The sequence below is a fragment of the Thioalkalivibrio sp. ALR17-21 genome (genome assembly GCF_000420185.1).
Classification (GTDB): Bacteria; Pseudomonadota; Gammaproteobacteria; order Ectothiorhodospirales; family Ectothiorhodospiraceae; genus Thioalkalivibrio; species Thioalkalivibrio halophilus.
In genome coordinates, this window is record NZ_ATUL01000019.1 from 1 (window position 1) to 16,580 (window position 16,580).

Below are 16,580 nucleotides of genomic sequence, written 5' to 3' on the forward strand. Positions count from 1 at the left end.
CCGGGGGGCAGGGTTCCGTCCGTAGGAGGCCAGCCTCTGGCCGATCCGGCGCAGGAGCCGACCCGGCGCAGCCGACCCGGCCCTAGCCGGCGGAAGGCCCGGGCTCCGCCGCGGCGTCTTCGGCGGGTTCGGGGCCGCTCTCCATGGCCGCATCGATCCAGTTCTTGACCGCGATCAGCAGGCCCATGGCGAGGAACGCACCAGGCGGCAGCAGCGCCAGCAGGAAGCCGTGTTCCTCGGGGAAGAACTCGATCCTCAGGGCATGCCCCCATTCGCCCAGCAGCAGGTGGAAGTCGGCGAACAGCGTGCCCTGACCCAGCAGCTCGCGCAGGCCGCCCAGGGCGATCAGGACCCCGGTGAAGCCCAGCCCCATCATCAGCCCGTCGAGCGCGGCGCGCGGGACCGAGTTGCGCGAGGCGAAGGCCTCGGCGCGGCCGATGATCGCGCAATTGGTCACGATCAGCGGGATGAAGATCCCGAGGATCAGGAACAGGCCGTGGAACCAGGCGTTCATGGCCAGTTCGATCGCGGTCACGATGGAGGCGATGATCAGCACGTAGACCGGGATGCGGATCTCCGAGCGCACGTGCTCGCGGATCAGCGACACGATCACGTTGGAGAGCAGCAGGGTCAGGGTGGTGGCGATGCCCAGCCCCACGGCGTTGACCACCGTGCCGGAGATCGCCAGCAGCGGGCACAGCCCCAGCAGCTGCACCAGGCCCGGATTGTTGTGCCACAGACCGTCACGGATGATGTCGGCGGGCGTGCTCATGGCGTTGTCTCCTGATCATCGTCGGGCGTGAGCGGTTCGGTCACGGCCGCTCCCTCGCCGGGTTCGGTCGCCAGCAGTTCCTCGCGATGGGCTTCAAAGTACTCCAGGGACCGGCGCACCGCATGCACCACCGCGCGCGGGGTGATGGTGGCGCCGGTGAACTGGTCGAAGGCGCCGCCGTCGCGGCGCACGGTCCATTCGTCGCGTGGTGGATCGCCCAGGCGGCGGCCCTCGAAATCGTGGATCCAGTCGGAGCGTCCGGCCTCGATGGCGTCCCCCAGTCCGGGCGTCTCGCGGTGTTCCGAGACCCGCACGCCCAGCAGTTCGCCCTCGCGGTCGATTCCGACCAGCAGATGGATGTCGCCGCTGTAGCCGTCGGGGGCAATCGCGGACAGCACGATGCCGATTACCGCGTCGTCGGCATCGCGTGCGAACCAGGCCGGCAGCTTCGCGCCGCTGAGCTTTTCGTGGGACAGGACGGTGGTGTCTTTCACCGGCTCGTTGACGTAGTCCAGCTCGCCCAGCAGATCCGCGATGCGCTGGCGGTTGACCTCCATCCGGTTGGCCTCGATGCGCGCCTCGGTCCCGCTCTGCACCAGCGCGACCAGACCGGTACCGGCCCCGGCGAAGGCGGCCAGCAGCGCGGTGGTGATCGCGATGTCGCGCGGCTTGAGCCCGGTCACGGCCCGGCCCCCGGCGGTGGCCCGCCTCCGCGCGAATGGCCGTAGACGCGTGGCCGGGTGAAGTGATCCAGGGTGGGTGCGACCATGTTCATCAGCAGCACCGCAAAGGCCACCGCGTCGGGGTAGCCACCCCAGGTGCGGATCACGTAGATCAGCAGGCCGATGCCGGCGCCGTAGAGGATGCGTCCCAGTTTCGTGGTGGCCGCCGAGACTGGATCGGTGGCGATGAAGAACGCACCCAGGATCACCGCGCCGCTGAACACGTGGAACGCCGGCGAGGCGTGGGCATCGGGATCCAGGATCCAGAAGAACCCGGCGGGGATGGCCACGCCAAGGATCACCGCCAGCGGAATCTCCCAGCGGATCACGCGGCGGAACAGCAGGTACAGCCCGCCCAGCAGGAAGAAATTGCCGATCCATTCCCAGCCGGTCTCGGTGAAGCTGCCGAACACCGGGCTGGCGGTGACCTCGGAGACCGTGCGCCCGGACACCAGTCCCTCGCGCAGGGCGTCCAGCGGTGTGGCGCGCGTGATGGCATCCCATTCCATGCCGGCCGGCAGGCTGCCGGTGAGCACCGTCTGCAGGCTCTGCCAGAGCCCCAGCGGCATCTGCGGCAGGGTCTCCGGGGCCGGCCACAGCGCCATCTCGCGCGGGAACGAGACCAGCACCACCACATAGCCGACCATCGCCGGGTTGAACGGGTTGTAGCCCAGTCCGCCATACAGGTGCTTGGCGACCACGATGGCGAACGCGATGCCGATCAGGGTGACCCAGAACGGCGCCAGCGGCGGGATGGCCAGGGCGAACAGCCAGCCGGTCACGATGGCCGAGTTGTCGGCCAGGGTTGGCCCCACCGGGCGCCGGCGCAGGGCGACCATCGCCGCCTCCAGCGCCACCGCGAAGCCCACCGCCAGGGCCACGTTGATCAGCACGCCCCAGCCGAAGAACCAGGTCATCGCCAGGGTGCCGGGGACCAGGGCCAGCAGGACCTGCTGCATCACCCCGCCCACCGAGTGGCGCGGGATGATGTGTGGCGAGGATTCGGTGCGAAAGCGCATCAGCGTCCGTGCTCCTGACTGTCTTCCGTGGCGTTCGTGGTATCCGCCTGACCCGTGTCTTCGGAGCGGCCGGGCTCGCCGGTCTCCGCGGGTTCGGTTCCCGTGCCGGTGTCGCCGGGGCTGTCGGGGTGGTTCCCGGAGTGGCCCTCGGGAGCATCCCCGGTGGAACCGTCGGAAGAATCGGTGGCGTCCGCCTGGCCCTTGCGCGCCGCCTTGCGTGCGCGCGAGCGTTCCAGCGCGGCCTGGATGGCCGCCTGCTTGTCGTCGTCCTGGCCTTCCTTGTTCTTCACCGTGGCCTTTTTCTTCGCCAGTTTCTCGGCCTTTTCGCGTTCCTCGCGTTCCAGCCGGGCCTGACGGAATTCATAGCGGTCACGTGCCAGATCGGACTTTTGGCGTTCCTTCTCGCGGGTCCAGATCTCGTGCTTGGCGTAGCGGTAGTACTGCACCAGCGGGATGTTGCTGGGGCACACGTGGGCGCAGCAGCCGCATTCGATGCAGTCGAACAGGCCGTAGTCCTGGATGGCGTCGAAGTCCTTGGCCTTCGCCTGCCAGTACAGCTGCTGCGGCAGAAGTCGGGCGGGGCACACCGCCGCGCATTCGCCGCAGCGGATGCAGGGCATGCGCGGGCCCGGGGAGGGCGTGTCCTGCGGACGTGTGGCCAGCAGGCAGTTGGTGCCCTTGATCACCGGCAGGGCGTCGTCGTGCACGGCGAAGCCCATCATCGGCCCGCCCATCACCAGGCGGTCGACCTCGGCGTCGTAGCCGCCGGTGGCCGCGACCAGGTCGGCGAACGGCGTGCCGATCAGGGCATTCACGTTGCGCGGCCTGTGCACCCCGGGGCCGGTGACGGTGACCATGCGCGAGACCAGCGGCCGGCCCTGGATCACCGCGTCGCAGATCGCGCGGAAGGTCCCCGGGTTGTGACAGACCATGCCCAGGTCGGCGGGCAGCCCGCCGCTGGGGACCTCGCGGCCGGTCAGGACCTGGATCAGCTGGCGCTCCCCCCCGGTGGGATAGACGGCGGGAATGGAGACCAGCTCGAGGCGGTCGGCCAGTTCCGCCGGCGCATTCTCGGTGAGGGCGCGCATGGCCTCCGGCATGCTGTCTTCCACTGCGAACAGGATGCGCTCCACGCCCAGCAGGTGGGCGACGATGCGGATGCCCTCGAAGACCGCCTCGGGCGCGGTGCGCATCAGCATGTCGTCGGCGCTGATCCAGGGTTCGCACTCGGCGCCGTTGACGATCAGGGTGTGGATGTTCTGGCCGGCACGCGGGTTGAGCTTGACCGCGGTGGGGAACGCCGCCCCGCCCAGGCCCACCACGCCCGCCTCGCGGATGCGCTCGCGCAGCCGGCGGCTGTCGCGGGTGTCCCAGTCCAGCCATGGCTCCATGCGGGTGTCGCCCCATTCGTCGCGGCCATCCGCGCGGATCACCACGCAGGGGGCGGACAGGCCCGAGGGGTGCGGGACCGGGTACTCGCCGATGTCTTCCACCACGCCCGAGGTGGGGGCGTGCACGTGTGCGGCGATGTAGCCGGCGGCCTGGCCGATGCGCTGGCCCTTGGTCACGCGGTCGCCGACCTGCACGCAGGGCTCGGTGGGATCGCCGATGTGCTGGCACAGCGGGACCGTGAGGCGTTCGGGTACGCCCATGGTCAGCACCGGCTCGGCGGTGCTCGCTTCCGTGTTGTCGGCCAGTTTCAGGCCGCCATGAAAACGGTGCAGCTGCATGGTTGCGGTATCAGGCGGAGGCCCGCGGTTCGTCACGCGGCCGTTCGATGGGCGAGGGTTCGGGTTCCGACCAGCCCCATTCGCTGATGTCGGTCTCCACCGGCACCATGTCGATGCAGTCCACGGGGCAGGGTTCGATGCACAGCTCGCAGCCGGTGCATTCTTCCTCGATGACGGTGTGCATCTGCTTGGCCGCGCCGACGATCGCATCCACCGGGCAGGCCTGGATGCACAGGGTACAGCCGATGCACAGGTTCTCGTCGATCACCGCGACGCTCTTTTCCTGTTCTTCCTCTTCCAGTGCCTTGGGGTCGCGGTCGAGCAGATCGGCCAGCGCCTCCACCGTGGCCTGCCCGCCGGGCGGGCAGCGGTTGATGTCGGCCTCGCCGGCGGCGATGGCCTCGGCGTAGGGCCGGCAGCCGGGGTAGGAGCACTGTCCGCACTGGGTCTGCGGCAGCAGCGCGTCGATCTGGTCCACCACCGGGTTGCTCTCCACGCGGAAGCGCTGCGCGGCATAGCCGAGCACCAGGCCGAACAGGGCGGCCAGCGCGGTGATGGCGAGTATGGCGATCAGGATGTCCATGTCAGGTGGTTACCAGCCCGGAGAAGCCCATGAAGCCCAGCGACATCAGGCCCGCGGTGATCATCGCGATCGCGCTGCCGCGAAATGCCACCGGCACGTCGGCGACCGCGATGCGTTCGCGGATCGCCGAGAACAGGATCAGCACCAGCGAGAAGCCGACCGCGGCGCCGAAGCCGTACAGTGCCGATTCGACGAAGTTGTGCGCCTCCTGCACGTTCAGCAGGGCCACGCCCAGCACCGCGCAGTTGGTGGTGATCAGCGGCAGGAAGATCCCCAGCACGTTGTACAGCAGCGGCGAGGTCTTGCGCACCACCAGCTCGGTGAACTGGACCACGGCCGCGATCACCAGGATGAACGCGATGGTGCGCAGATATTCCAGGTCCAGCGGGGCGAGGACGAATTCGTTGATGACGTAGGAGGCTACTGCCGACAGCGTCAGCACGAAGGTCGTGGCCAGGCCCATGCCGGTGGCCGTCTCGACCTTGCGCGAGACCCCCATGAACGGACACAGCCCCAGGAATTTCACCAGGACAAAGTTGTTCACCAGGATCGTGCTGATGAGGATCAGGACGTATTCCAAGTCGGCTCCTGCCCGCAATTTCCGAGTAACAGGGTCAACAACATAGTATCGACCCCCGTGGATGGCACCTCAACCCTGCCCCGGCCACGGTCATGGCCGGGTGGTCAGGCGGCGGTTCCCCAGCGTTCGGCCAGGGCGTTCAGGCTCAGGGCAGGGTGCGGCTCCCCGTCCGGATCCGCATGGCCGGCGCCGGGCTCCGGCGCCGGGCAAGCGGTCCGGAGCCAGCCCTGGCGCGCGGCATCCAGCTGCCGGCGGTCCGGCGACAGCACCAGAACCTCGTCCGCCTGCAGCCCGGTCTCGGCGACCAGGCGCCCGAAGCTGCCGGCGTCGCGGCGTCCGCCCAGGCGGGTGTCGAAGAAACCCGCCAGGCGGGCCTCGAAGTTGCGGTCCGGGCCACGCCGCAGCCACTCGCGCTGGGTGGTCACCGGCGTGGCGCCAAAGCTGTACAGCGCGATGTTGGCCCGTGCCAGTCGCGTCAGCGCCGCCACCGTATCCGCGTCCAGTTCGGGCCTCAGGCCGCCCTGTTCCAGCACCTCGGTCCAGATCAGGCCCTGCAGCTGGCGCAGCGGGCTGATGTCCTGCCCCGCGCGCATCCAGCTGTCGATGCGCACGCGCAGCTCGGCGTCGTCCAGCTCGCGTCCGGCATAGGCCCGCAGATCGGCGAGGGTGCGTTTCACCAGCGGGTCATCGGCGCGCTGTTCCAGGAACGGGCCCAGCTCCTCGCGGGCACGCGGTTCCAGGGTTGCGGCCAGGACATCCGCCGGGGCCAGCATGCCCTCGAACGCGAGCACGATTGCCTGGGGAGCCGGGGTCATGGGTGCAGCTGGCGCGCGAGGATCTCGCACTCGAACATGAACTCGAAGGCCTCGACCCGCTGGATCGCGGTTTCCACGGTGTGGCTCCAGGTGTACAGGCCGTGCCCGGCGATCAGATAGCCGGCCAGGTCCGGCTGACGGCTCATGCGGTCATCGACCTGCGCGGCCAGCTGCTGCACGTTCGGGTCGTTGGCGAACACCGGTACGTCGATGCCTTCGGCGGGGTGCTGCACCACCGGCAGTTCACGCAGGACCTCGTAGTCGCTCAGATGCAGCCCGCCGGGCAGCTGGCGCGAGAGCACCGTAGCATTGGCCGAATGGGTATGCAGCACCGCGCCCAGGTCCTTGTCGCGGCGGTACATGATGATGTGCAGAAAGGTCTCCGGCGACGGCGTGCGCTCCGCCGGGGACAGCAGATTGCCGTCGAGATCGACGATGATGAAGTCGTTCTCGTCGAGCATGTCCTTCTGACGCCCGGGAGCGGAGACCACGATATGGCGGTCGTCCAGGCGCGCGGAAAAGTGCCCGGCGCGGGCCGGCAGCCAGCCGCGGGCCGCGAGACGGGCACCGGCATCGGCGAGCAGGCTCACCTGGGCCTTGAATTCGAGACTGTTTTCCATGCGTCCCTTGTTGGCAAAAGGCGGGCAGCTTACGCGAGCACCGGATGCAAATCCATGACCCGCATCACCGGCATGCGGATCACTTGACCCGCATGCCGGGCCGGGCCCCTTCGTCGGGGCTCAGGATCCACAGCTCGTCGCCCCCCGGTCCGGCGGCCAGCACCATCCCCTCGGAGACGCCGAAGCGCATCTTGCGCGGGGCAAGGTTGGCGACCATCACGGTGTGGCGGCCGACCAGGTCTTCCGGGGCATAGGCCGACTTGATGCCGGCGAAGACCTGGCGGCGTTCGCTGCCAATGTTCAGTTCCAGGCGCAGCAGCTTGTCCGCGCCCTCCACGTGTTCCGCGACCTCGATGCGGGCGACCCGCAGGTCGACCTGTGCGAAGGTGTCGAAGTCGATGGTGTCGGCGATCGGCTCCACCGCCGGGTCCGGTTCCGCGTCCCCGGTCGTCGCCTCGTCTGCCGCGGCCTCGCCGCCGCTCAGCGACGCCTTCGAGGCCTCGAGCAGGGCTTCCACCGTGCTCCCCTCGATGCGGGTCATCAACGGCTTGAAGCGGTCGATCGAACGGCCGGTGAAGGCCCGGGTGCGTCCGGCCCAGGAGAGGTCGTCCTCGCGCAGGAAGGCCGCCGCTTCGTTCGCCAGCTTCGGCAGCACCGGTGCGAGGTAGACGATCAGGATGCGGAACAGGTCCAGCCCCTGGGTGTTGATGGCCTGCACCTCGGCCTCGCGCCCGGGTTCCTTCGCCAGCACCCAGGGCCGGGCCTCGTCGATGTACTGGTTGGCCTGGTCGGCCAGTGCCATGATGCGGCGCATGGCCTGGGCGAATTCGCGGTTCTCGTAGGCCGCGGCGATCGCCTCGCCCTCGTCGACGAACGCCTGGTGCAGGTCGGGGCGCGGCAGTTCGGCGGCCAGCTGGCCGTCGAAGCGCTTGGTGATGAAGCCCGCGCAGCGGCTGGCGATGTTGACCACCTTGCCGACCAGGTCGGAGTTTACCCGCTGGATGAAGTCGTCGAGATTGAGGTCGAGGTCGTCGACCCCGTCACCCAGCTTGGCGGCGAGGTAGTAGCGCAGGGCCTCGGGGTTCAGATGGTCGAGGTAGTCGCGGGCGCGGATGAAGGTCCCGCGCGACTTGGACATCTTCGCGCCGTTGACGGTCAGGAAACCGTGGCAGAACACCGCCGAGGGCGTGCGATAGCCCGCACCGTGCAGCATGGCCGGCCAGAACAGGGTGTGGAAGTAGGCGATGTCCTTGCCGATGAAATGGTACAGCTCGGCATCGGAATCCGGCCGCCACCAGGCGTCGAAGTCCTCGCCGTGTTCGCGCGCCCAGGCGCGAAAGCTCGCCATGTAGCCGATGGGCGCATCCAGCCACACGTAGAAGTACTTGCCCGGCGCCTCGGGGATCTCGAAGCCGAAGTAGGGCTCGTCGCGGGAGATGTCCCAGTCGCTCAGCCCGGCCTCGAACCATTCCTCCAGCTTGTTGCGGATCGCGCCCTGCAGGCGTCCGGAGCCCGTCCATTCGCGCAAAAAGGCCTCGAAGTCGGCCAGGCGGAAGAAGAAGTGTTCCGACTCGCGCGACTCGGGGGTGACCCCGCTGATGGCCGACACCGGCTCCTGCAGCTCCATCGGGCTGTAGGTCGCGCCGCAGGCCTCGCAGGAGTCGCCGTACTGCTCCTCGGCCCCGCATTTCGGGCAGCGGCCCTTCACGAAGCGGTCCGGCAGGAACATCCCGGCCTCGGGGTCATAGGCCTGATCGATGGTGCGGGTGGCGATGTGGCCGGCGTCGCGCAGAGCGCGGTAGATCTCGCCGGCCAGTTCGCGGTTCTCTGCCGAATGCGTGGAATGGTAGTGGTCGAAGCCGATGTGGAACTCGGCGAAATCCGCCTCGTGTTCCTCGCGCACGCGCTCGATCAGGGTCTCGGGGTCGATGCCCTCGGCGCGCGCCTTGAGCATGATGGGCGTGCCATGGGCATCGTCGGCGCAGACGTACACCACCTCGTGGCCGCGGGCGCGCTGGAAACGGACCCAGATGTCGGTCTGGATGTACTCCACCAGATGGCCGAGGTGGATCGGCCCGTTGGCATACGGCAGGGCGCTGGTGACGAGGATCTTGCGCGGCGTGTCGGTCATGGGCCTCGGGATCTGTGGTGTCGGGTCGCGGGTGTCCGGCCACGGGCAGTGCGGCCGGCGGGTGATCCGGAAACGGATATTGTCCGGTGTGGCCGGCGGGATGTCGAGCCGCCGGAACGGACGTGGAGGCCGGGTTAATCCATTTCCCGGTGTCGGTCAAGCCGGCCGTTGTCCACAGAACCTGTGGACAACTCTGTGGGAAAAACCGTGGCAGGCGAGCCAAATCCTTGTCAGTGCGTGGCTTGCGTCAGATTGGGCAAACATTAACCAGCCTGAACAATAGGCCCTATAAACAGCAACTTGGGATTTTTCCGCATGTCGTTCCCGAGCGTGACGCGTGCCCGGTTGGCGACTACGCCCGGGGGCGTCCCGGTCTGTGCACAAACCGTGCAGGATGCGGCGTGTCAACGGGCGGCGCGGATCTCGCGGATCTCGTCGCGCTGCAGCCGCACCACGATGAATCCGCCATGCAGGCGCTGGCGCAGGCGCAGCTCGTCATCGTCCACCTCCAGCAGTCGGCCCGGGCGGCGGTGCCCGCGTTCGGTGGTCACGATCACGTAGCGTTCCACCCGGTCGGGGAGGGCGTCCCAGGCGAGGACGCCGGCCGCCGCGGCCCCGGATTCGTGCGTGGCGGGGACGCCGGGTCCGGGTGCGGATGCGGTGGCGCGCTCGGGCTCGCGGTCGCGCGCTGCCTCCATGTCCGGAGAGTCGCCCCCCGTGTCCGGCTCCGTCGCGTCGGGCAGGCCGACGAAATCCCCGGTGTGCAGGACCACGGGCCCGATGCGCTCGCCGTTGATCGCGAGGCGCAGATCCACGCGGTCGAGGAGTTCTATCGGCGAATCCAGACCGCGTGCCCGCCGCAGCGGATCGCGCACGCGACCCGCCTGCAGCTCGATCGAGTCCGGCTGCGCGACGAATTCGCGATAGCCGCGCGTCAGGGCCGGCCCCGGTTGCAATCCGGCATCGGCCCATGTCTGCAGCCATTCGCCCATGTGGTGTTCGCGCCAGGACTCCGCCTGCAGGCCGGATTCGCGGAGGCAGAAGTCCTGCAGGGAGGTGTAATAGCCCGCATCGCGGTATTCGAGGCCGAACTCGCGCATGGGCGCTTCCAGCAGCGCCGGGACGAAGCGTTCCAGGTCGCGCGAACCGGCGCGGGGCTCGAACTCCACCCGGCCGTGGAAGCCGCCGAGGGCGCCGGCCTGGTATGCCCCGCGCAGCTCCAGCCGCTCGCCACTGCCTTCAATGCGATAGGACAGCGCGAGGTCCACGGGCGCCCGCGCCATGCCAAGACGGTCAAGCACCTGCCCGGGCCCGGCGTCCGCCAGGGCACTGCAGCCGGCGGTGTCCAGGCGGGTGACAAAACGGGCCAGGGGGGCATCCGCGTTGGCGCGCGACCATGTCGCGGGGACCCGCAGCTGGTGCACGGAGGCGCCGAGGGCTCGCGGCAGGCGGTCGCGCTCCAGGGTGCGGCGCAGGCGCAGAAGCTCCGGGATGCCGTCCGTCTCGACGCTGATGCGCTCGGCCCGCAGCCGCCCGGGGAGGGCGTGCGGGTCGAAGCGCACGCCGTCGACGTGCAGGTGGCCGTTCAGGCCGATGCGCACCCCGGAATAGTCCAGCTCGCCCAGCGGGCGCAGTTCCGCCGCGAACTCGTCGAGGCTGCGCTCGATCTGACCGATTTCGTACTGGTGATACCCCAGTCCCGCGACCACCAGGACCGCACCGCCGATCGCCACTTCCTTGAGCATGAATTTGTCCGGACCCTTCCCGCTGGATACGCGTCGCGCAAGTCTTCACATTACGGGCTTCGACCGGGCGATGCACGGCGCGGCATGCACGGCGGGCGGGTTCTGTCGGCCGGGTCACATTGCCGGAGCTATCGGGTGACGGGTGTCAAGCCCCGTGACTGTCCACAGAACCTGTGGATAACTCTGTGGGAAAACCCGTGGCATTTGTCCGCAAGCCTTGTCAGACGGGGCTTTGCCTCAGATTGGTCAAAAAACGACCAACTTTTTAAAAACGATTCATAAACAGGGACTTGAAAAAGTTTTGTCGAGTGTCTTTCCGGCTGTTTTCGCTATCCTGTCCCGCCGGGGTGGCCGATCGCCGCGGATGTGCACAAATCGGACAATCTGTCGGGCTGGGGCCTTGACAGGCCTCCTCTCGGCCCGGATCCGGGGACGCCGAAAGTCGGCCGTGGCGTGCAGTCATTGGCGTCCCGGTCTGCGGGCAGTAGAATCGCGCGATCACACTCCCAATCAACGGAAACCGGGCAACCATGGCTGAACTCTCGCGCGAGCAGATCGAATCCGCCCTGAAGCAGGTGCAGGACAAGTACCTCGAAACCGACCTGGTGTCCGCCAACCAGGTGAAGGATATCCGCATCGACGGCTCGCGGGTCGCGGTGGACATCGAGCTGGGTTATGCCGCTTCCGGCTACCACGACGAACTGCAAGCCGCGGTGGAGCAGGCGGTGCGCGGCGTCGCCGGGGACGCGGCGGTCGAGGTGAATGTCGGCTGCAAGGTCCTGACCCACGCGGTGCAGAAGAGCCTCAAGCCGATGTCCGGGATCAAGAACATCATCGCCGTGGCCTCGGGCAAGGGCGGGGTGGGCAAGTCCACCACCGCGGTCAACCTGGCCCTGGGCATGGCGGCCGAGGGTGCGCGTGTCGGCATCCTCGACGCCGACATTTATGGCCCCTCCCAGCCGCGCATGCTGGGGATCAAGGACAAGCCGGAGTCGAAGGACGGCAAGCACATGGAACCGCTGGAGCGCCACGGCGTGCAGGCGATGTCCATCGGCTTCCTGATCGACGAGGACACGCCGATGATCTGGCGCGGGCCGATGGTGACCCAGGCGCTGGAACAGCTGATCAACGAGACCAACTGGAAGGACCTGGACTACCTGGTCATCGACCTGCCGCCGGGCACCGGCGACATTCAGCTGACGCTGTCGCAGAAGATCCCGGTCTCCGGCTCGGTGATCGTGACCACGCCGCAGGACATCGCCCTGCTGGACGCGCGCAAGGGCCTGCAAATGTTCGAGAAGGTCGAGGTGCCGGTGCTCGGGATCATCGAGAACATGAGCATCCACATCTGTTCGAAATGCGGTAACGAGGAGTACATCTTCGGCCAGGGCGGCGCGGAGAACATGTCGGAGGAATACGGCGTGGACCTGCTGGGCGCGCTGCCGCTGGACATCCGCATCCGCGAGCAGGCCGATGGCGGCGAACCGACCGTGATCGCCGACCCCGATGGTCGCATCACCGAGATCTACCGCGAGATCGCGCGGCGCACCGGCGCCCGGCTGGCGGAACAGGCGCGGGACTACAGCAGCAAGTTTCCCAACATCGTCATCCAGAACAACTGATGACGGCGGGCGATCAGGGATGACCATCAAGTCCGACCGCTGGATCCGTCGCATGGCCGAGGCCGAGGGGATGATCGATCCCTTCGAGCCCGGCCAGATCCGTTATCGCGACGACGAGCGCATCGTCTCCTACGGTACGTCCAGCTACGGCTACGACGTGCGCTGTTCGGATCACTTCAAGATCTTCACCAACATCAACTCGAGCATCGTCGATCCCAAGGGTTTCGACGAGGGCAGCTTCGTCGACGTGCATGCCGACGTCTGCATCATCCCGCCCAATTCCTTCGCGCTCGCGCACACGGTGGAGTACTTCCGCATCCCGCGCGACGTGCTGACCATCTGCCTGGGCAAGTCGACCTATGCCCGCTGCGGCATCATCGTCAACGTGACCCCGCTGGAACCCGAGTGGGAGGGCCACGTGACGCTGGAGTTCTCCAACACCACGCCGCTGCCGGCCAAGGTGTATGCCAATGAAGGCGTGGCGCAGATGCTGTTCCTGCAGTCGGACGAGGAGTGCGAGACGTCGTACAAGGACCGCGGGGGCAAGTACCAGGGCCAGCGCGGGGTCACGCTGCCGCGCACCTGAGCGCGGCCGGGACCGCTTTCTTACCGCTCCAGCGCGAAACGGCGTTCGGCCAGCTCGTATCCCAGATCGATCATCTCCCGCGCGCGGTGGAAGTCGAACACCCCGCAGGCGTTCACGGGCACCTCGATCAGGTGCTCGGGGTTGTAGGCGGCGACGCGGAAACGCGCGATGCTGCCCTGCATGGCCTCGATGGAATGCGAGACCATGTCGATCATTCCCAGCGCCCGCGCCTCCTGTTCCCGGCTCAGCTGTGGGTCCGCCTCGTCCAGGCCCAGACGCCCCTGCCAGTCCTGCAGCCAGGAGCCGATGCGGTCGGGCAGCACGTCGCGTGCGCTGCGCAGGCCGTCGCGCAGGCGAGTGGCGGTGGACCCCCCCTGATGGTCCCCGGGCGAACTGCGTTTCGGACCCAGACGCTCGTCCACCCGTCCGTTGAGACTGACCGCGATGGTGACGTCGCTGTCGTCGTACAGGGTCGGAGCGATGGGGACCGGGTTGAGCAGGCCGCCGTCCACCAGCAGCCGCCCGTTCAGGCGCACCGGGGTGAATACCGTGGGGATGGCGATGGACGCGCGAATGGCGTCGAACAGCGCCCCCTCGTTGAGCCACACCTCGCGCTCGCGTTCGATGTCCGTGGCCACCGCGGTAAAGCGGATGGGCAGATTGCGGATGTCGGTATCGCCCAGCATCTCGCGGAGCTTCTCGACCAGGCGTTCGCCGCGGAACAAACCGGCCCCGGAGAACGAGAAATCCAGCAGTCGCCAGACGTCCTGGCGCCGCAGGGTGCACACCCATTCCTCGTAGGTGTCCAGCTGCCCGGCCGCATAGATGCCGCCGACCACCGCCCCCATGGAGGAGCCGGCAATCGTCCGGATCTCGTAGTTTGCATGGTCTTCCAGCCAGCGGATGACTCCGATCTCGGCGAGACCGCGAGCGCCGCCGCTGCCGAGGACGAGCGATACCGTTCTGGGGGCGATCCTGTTGGAACTAGCCAAGGGTCAGGGCGTTTTTGACTGCGGTTATGCTGAACGTCTCCATGTCTTCGGACATGCGCAGGATTGCTGGCAGCTGGCTCACTCCCTGACGTCCGCGGGGGATGGCGTAGTGCCGGACGCCCTCCTTGATGGGGGTCAGTTCCTCGAACTCGAGGTAGACGGAGTAGCGCCGGTTGCGCTTCTGCAGACGGATCGCCTCGATATAGCAGTCAAAACGGTTCTTGCGGATTCGCTCCTGAACTTCTTCGGCGGTTTCCGGCTTGCGAAAGCCCCGTAGCATGGTCTCCAGCCAGTGCTGATAGAAGCGGCGCGAACGTTCTTCCCGGGCCTGGGCCTCCTGCAGGCGTTCGCGCAGGGCCAGTTCCTGGTCTTCGGCCTGTTTGAGAAGTTTGTTCAACTCGCTCTGGAATTCCTCCAGCTCCTTGCGTCCCTCCGCGTCGTCGGCACCGGCATCGACCGAAAAAATATGCGTGCGCATTTTCTCCAGCAGGCGCAGCATGGAGATCACGCGGAGATCCAGCTCGTCGGTCTTGCGGCTCCAGCGGGCCGCCGAATCCATGCCGAAGTCCCGGACCTCGCCCGCCAGTTCGATCAGCAGGCGCCGCAGGCTCATGTACAGGTAATCGAAATCGTCCGGCGTGCTGGCCTCCTCGCGAAGGAGTCGGTCCATCTCCCGGAGGATCTCGTTTGCTACCGCCTTCTCGAAGTGCATCACCCGCCGCGTGATGGCGTGGTCCAGTGACGAGGTGCCCGGGTCGATGGGTTCGCGCAGCATCGGGGCCAGATAGTCGTGCTGGGCCTTCCACAACTCCTCCACCGCCGCGACGATGTTGCCGCTCAGCTTGCGTTGCAGCGTGACCATCCGGGTCAGGGTGAATTGCACGACTTTCTGGACATTTTCCTGGTCCAGGCTCTCGTGCTTCGCCGGTATGACCGCCGCGTTGAAGTGGACGAAGCGGTCGCCCGTGACTTCCTCGCGCAGGAAGCGGCGTACCGAGAACGGGTTGAGATGGTCGCCCTCCGTGGGAGCGATCAGGTAGATGGTGGTGGCTGTCCGTACGATGTCGCACTGACGCGTACGCGCCTCCGGAGCGACGACGTCCCGGATGAAGGGGTGCGGGTCTTCTTCCAGCGTGGTGACCGGAAGGGTCCGGAACCGATAGCCGAGCAGCTGGTGCTTCAGGAACACCTCGATGGTGTAGCGCTTCACGTTGGCAGCACTGATCCCGCGATAGTTGCGGCCCACGGTGAACGATGCCCGGCGCGTCAGCTCGACCAACCGGAACAGGTAGGCGTCGCGCAGGGCCTTTTTCTGTTTCTGCAGGGCCAGGTCGTCGCCGGTATCGAATTCGTCCAGCAGGGACAGCGAACCTTCCAGGTGGTCGGCGAAGGCCTCGGGCGTCTCGGCGCTGTCGATATCCTCCTGAGCCTGTTTCAGGCGGGCGCCAATATCCCGCAGTTCCGGGCTGGAGGTATTGTGGAAGGCCTGCTCGAAGGTCAGCGGCGGTTCGTACTCCAGCTGTTTCAGTTTGGCGTTGTAGCGGATCCCCTTGGGTTCCAGGTATTGATGAAACGCGTATTTTCGCTCGTTTTCACCGAGCTGACGAAGGTTGGCCTCCAGGCGTTTCTTCCAGTCCGGATCCGCGATGGGATCCAGCTCCATCAGCTCGCGGATGATGCCCTCGGGCAGTTCCAGCCGGTCCGCGGCGAAGACGCGCTGCCGGTCATCGGTTTTCTGCTGTTCCGCGAGGGCTTCACTCATGCTCTTCCATCTCCATGGTTCGGTCCAGCTGCGGGACGGCGTCGCTTGCTCCGACGGTCTCCTGCATCTGTTCGGTATCGACCCCGAGTTCTTCGAGGCGCTCGGCGTAGGGGTTCACCCCGGCTTCCGGATCATAGGTCGGTCCGGCCGACTCCGACTCCGCCATCTCCGGAGAAATGATGGATGAGGGGGTCTCGGGGTCTTCGTCCGGGGGAGCGAGTTCCGGGCCCCAGAGGCTGTAGCCTCCGCCGACCAGGGCGACGGTCAGCAAGACCAGTGAAACTCGTCCTGGCAAGATAGGCCGCGTGTGGTAGCCGGGCCCTTCGTGCGTCGTGTCGGCGTCGGGTCTTCCGGCTGGTACTGCGGGTGATTCCGCGGCGGGTGCGCGCCGGCGTGGTGCCGGCCGGGGTCGGGTATCGTCCATCACGTGCCCGCAGGCGATGCAGGTCTGTCGCGCGGCTTCCTGGCGTTCGCCGCAGTGCGGACACTGGCGCATTTCCCGGAAGCCGGCATCGCTACCGAACAACGGCGTGGCTTCGTCCTCGCCGTCCGTGCTGTCTTCCGCGGTCGCCATATCGCAGTGGATGCCGTTGCGTTCCAGTCGCTGGACCAGGTGTTTTGCCTCTGCGGGGTCAGCAAAGGACGCGATTTGCGCGCCGGGGTCACACAGGATTTCCTCGGCGCGCGCCCGAGGCGGCCCGCCGTGGGGCGACGGATCCGCGTGGATCGACAGGGCCCGTTCGAGGGTGCGCAGTGCCGGTTCGCGGTCGACGCGGTCGTTGAGCCCGGCAAAGCGGACGATGGTCCGGGTGTCTGGCATGATCTGTCCGTAGAATGCGGTCGGGTCAATACCCAGAAGAACAGGCAGGTTGAATCATTGCACGCCAGAAGATGTGACGCA

15 protein-coding genes are annotated in these 16,580 nt (G+C 67.3%); 2 read left to right on the forward strand and 13 right to left on the reverse strand.

The genetic code is table 11. The features are described 5' to 3' along the window. Window positions 1–82 precede the first annotated feature (82 nt). The 10 genes from G020_RS0110320 to G020_RS0110365 form a co-directional block, all read right to left on the reverse strand. Window positions 83–772, reverse strand: a complete 690-nt coding sequence (locus G020_RS0110320; RefSeq protein WP_018946220.1) for an electron transport complex subunit E — start codon at window positions 770–772, stop codon at window positions 83–85. After that, window positions 769–1,455 (reverse strand): electron transport complex subunit RsxG, encoded by a 687-nt coding sequence (rsxG, locus tag G020_RS0110325; protein ID WP_024329558.1) that lies wholly within the window; start codon window positions 1,453–1,455, stop codon window positions 769–771. Before rsxG ends, G020_RS0110320 begins: the two co-directional genes overlap by 4 nt. Then, window positions 1,452–2,513 carry an electron transport complex subunit RsxD gene (gene rsxD / locus G020_RS0110330; protein ID WP_018946218.1) on the reverse strand — a complete coding sequence of 354 codons (1,062 nt, stop codon included), beginning with the start codon at window positions 2,511–2,513 and terminating at the stop codon, window positions 1,452–1,454. Before rsxD ends, rsxG begins: the two co-directional genes overlap by 4 nt. After that, window positions 2,513–4,243 carry an electron transport complex subunit RsxC gene (gene rsxC, locus G020_RS0110335; protein ID WP_024329559.1) on the reverse strand — a complete coding sequence of 577 codons (1,731 nt, stop codon included), beginning with the start codon at window positions 4,241–4,243 and terminating at the stop codon, window positions 2,513–2,515. The genes rsxD and rsxC overlap by 1 nt, the downstream gene beginning before the upstream one ends. A gap of 10 nt (window positions 4,244–4,253) precedes the next feature. Next, window positions 4,254–4,826: an electron transport complex subunit RsxB gene (rsxB, locus tag G020_RS0110340; RefSeq protein WP_019021075.1), complete on the reverse strand. Its 573-nt coding sequence runs from the start codon at window positions 4,824–4,826 to the stop codon at window positions 4,254–4,256. 1 nt (window position 4,827) lies between these two features. Beyond that, window positions 4,828–5,406 (reverse strand): electron transport complex subunit RsxA, encoded by a 579-nt coding sequence (rsxA, locus tag G020_RS0110345; protein WP_018871175.1) that lies wholly within the window; start codon window positions 5,404–5,406, stop codon window positions 4,828–4,830. Window positions 5,407–5,510: 104 nt separating this feature from the next. Continuing rightward, entirely contained in the window at window positions 5,511–6,221 is a 711-nt protein-coding gene (locus G020_RS0110350; protein ID WP_019590603.1) for a hypothetical protein, read from the reverse strand. Further along, on the reverse strand, window positions 6,218–6,841 hold the full coding sequence (mtnB, locus tag G020_RS0110355; RefSeq protein WP_019590141.1) for a methylthioribulose 1-phosphate dehydratase: 624 nt from the start codon (window positions 6,839–6,841) through the stop codon (window positions 6,218–6,220). Before mtnB ends, G020_RS0110350 begins: the two co-directional genes overlap by 4 nt. A 79-nt stretch (window positions 6,842–6,920) precedes the next feature. Then, window positions 6,921–8,972 carry a methionine--tRNA ligase gene (metG, locus tag G020_RS0110360; protein WP_019590602.1) on the reverse strand — a complete coding sequence of 684 codons (2,052 nt, stop codon included), beginning with the start codon at window positions 8,970–8,972 and terminating at the stop codon, window positions 6,921–6,923. A 404-nt stretch (window positions 8,973–9,376) separates the two neighbouring features. Then, the gene (locus G020_RS0110365; RefSeq protein ID WP_019590601.1) at window positions 9,377–10,717 is read right to left on the reverse strand and encodes a hypothetical protein; all 1,341 of its coding nucleotides are present in this window, start codon (window positions 10,715–10,717) and stop codon (window positions 9,377–9,379) included. Window positions 10,718–11,247: 530 nt separating this feature from the next. On the opposite strand from G020_RS0110365, the gene apbC reads away from it, so the two are divergent. Both apbC and dcd read left to right on the forward strand, forming a co-directional pair. After that, complete coding sequence (gene apbC / locus G020_RS0110370; RefSeq protein WP_018871180.1) at window positions 11,248–12,339, forward strand: iron-sulfur cluster carrier protein ApbC; 1,092 nt, start codon at window positions 11,248–11,250, stop codon at window positions 12,337–12,339. Window positions 12,340–12,358: 19 nt separating this feature from the next. Then, window positions 12,359–12,925 (forward strand): dCTP deaminase, encoded by a 567-nt coding sequence (gene dcd, locus G020_RS0110375; protein WP_018871181.1) that lies wholly within the window; start codon window positions 12,359–12,361, stop codon window positions 12,923–12,925. A 20-nt stretch (window positions 12,926–12,945) separates the two neighbouring features. On the opposite strand, the gene G020_RS0110380 is transcribed toward dcd, so the two are convergent. Genes G020_RS0110380 through G020_RS0110390 form a run of 3 tightly spaced genes read right to left on the reverse strand, consistent with a single transcriptional unit; the run spans window position 12,946 to window position 16,499 of the window. Continuing rightward, window positions 12,946–13,917 (reverse strand): patatin-like phospholipase family protein, encoded by a 972-nt coding sequence (locus tag G020_RS0110380; RefSeq protein WP_231363074.1) that lies wholly within the window; start codon window positions 13,915–13,917, stop codon window positions 12,946–12,948. Further along, the gene (locus G020_RS0110385) at window positions 13,910–15,679 is read right to left on the reverse strand and encodes a hypothetical protein (protein WP_019590599.1); all 1,770 of its coding nucleotides are present in this window, start codon (window positions 15,677–15,679) and stop codon (window positions 13,910–13,912) included. Before G020_RS0110385 ends, G020_RS0110380 begins: the two co-directional genes overlap by 8 nt. Next, window positions 15,672–16,499: a hypothetical protein gene (locus G020_RS0110390; RefSeq protein WP_019021067.1), complete on the reverse strand. Its 828-nt coding sequence runs from the start codon at window positions 16,497–16,499 to the stop codon at window positions 15,672–15,674. Before G020_RS0110390 ends, G020_RS0110385 begins: the two co-directional genes overlap by 8 nt. Between the last annotated feature and the right edge of the window lie 81 nt (window positions 16,500–16,580).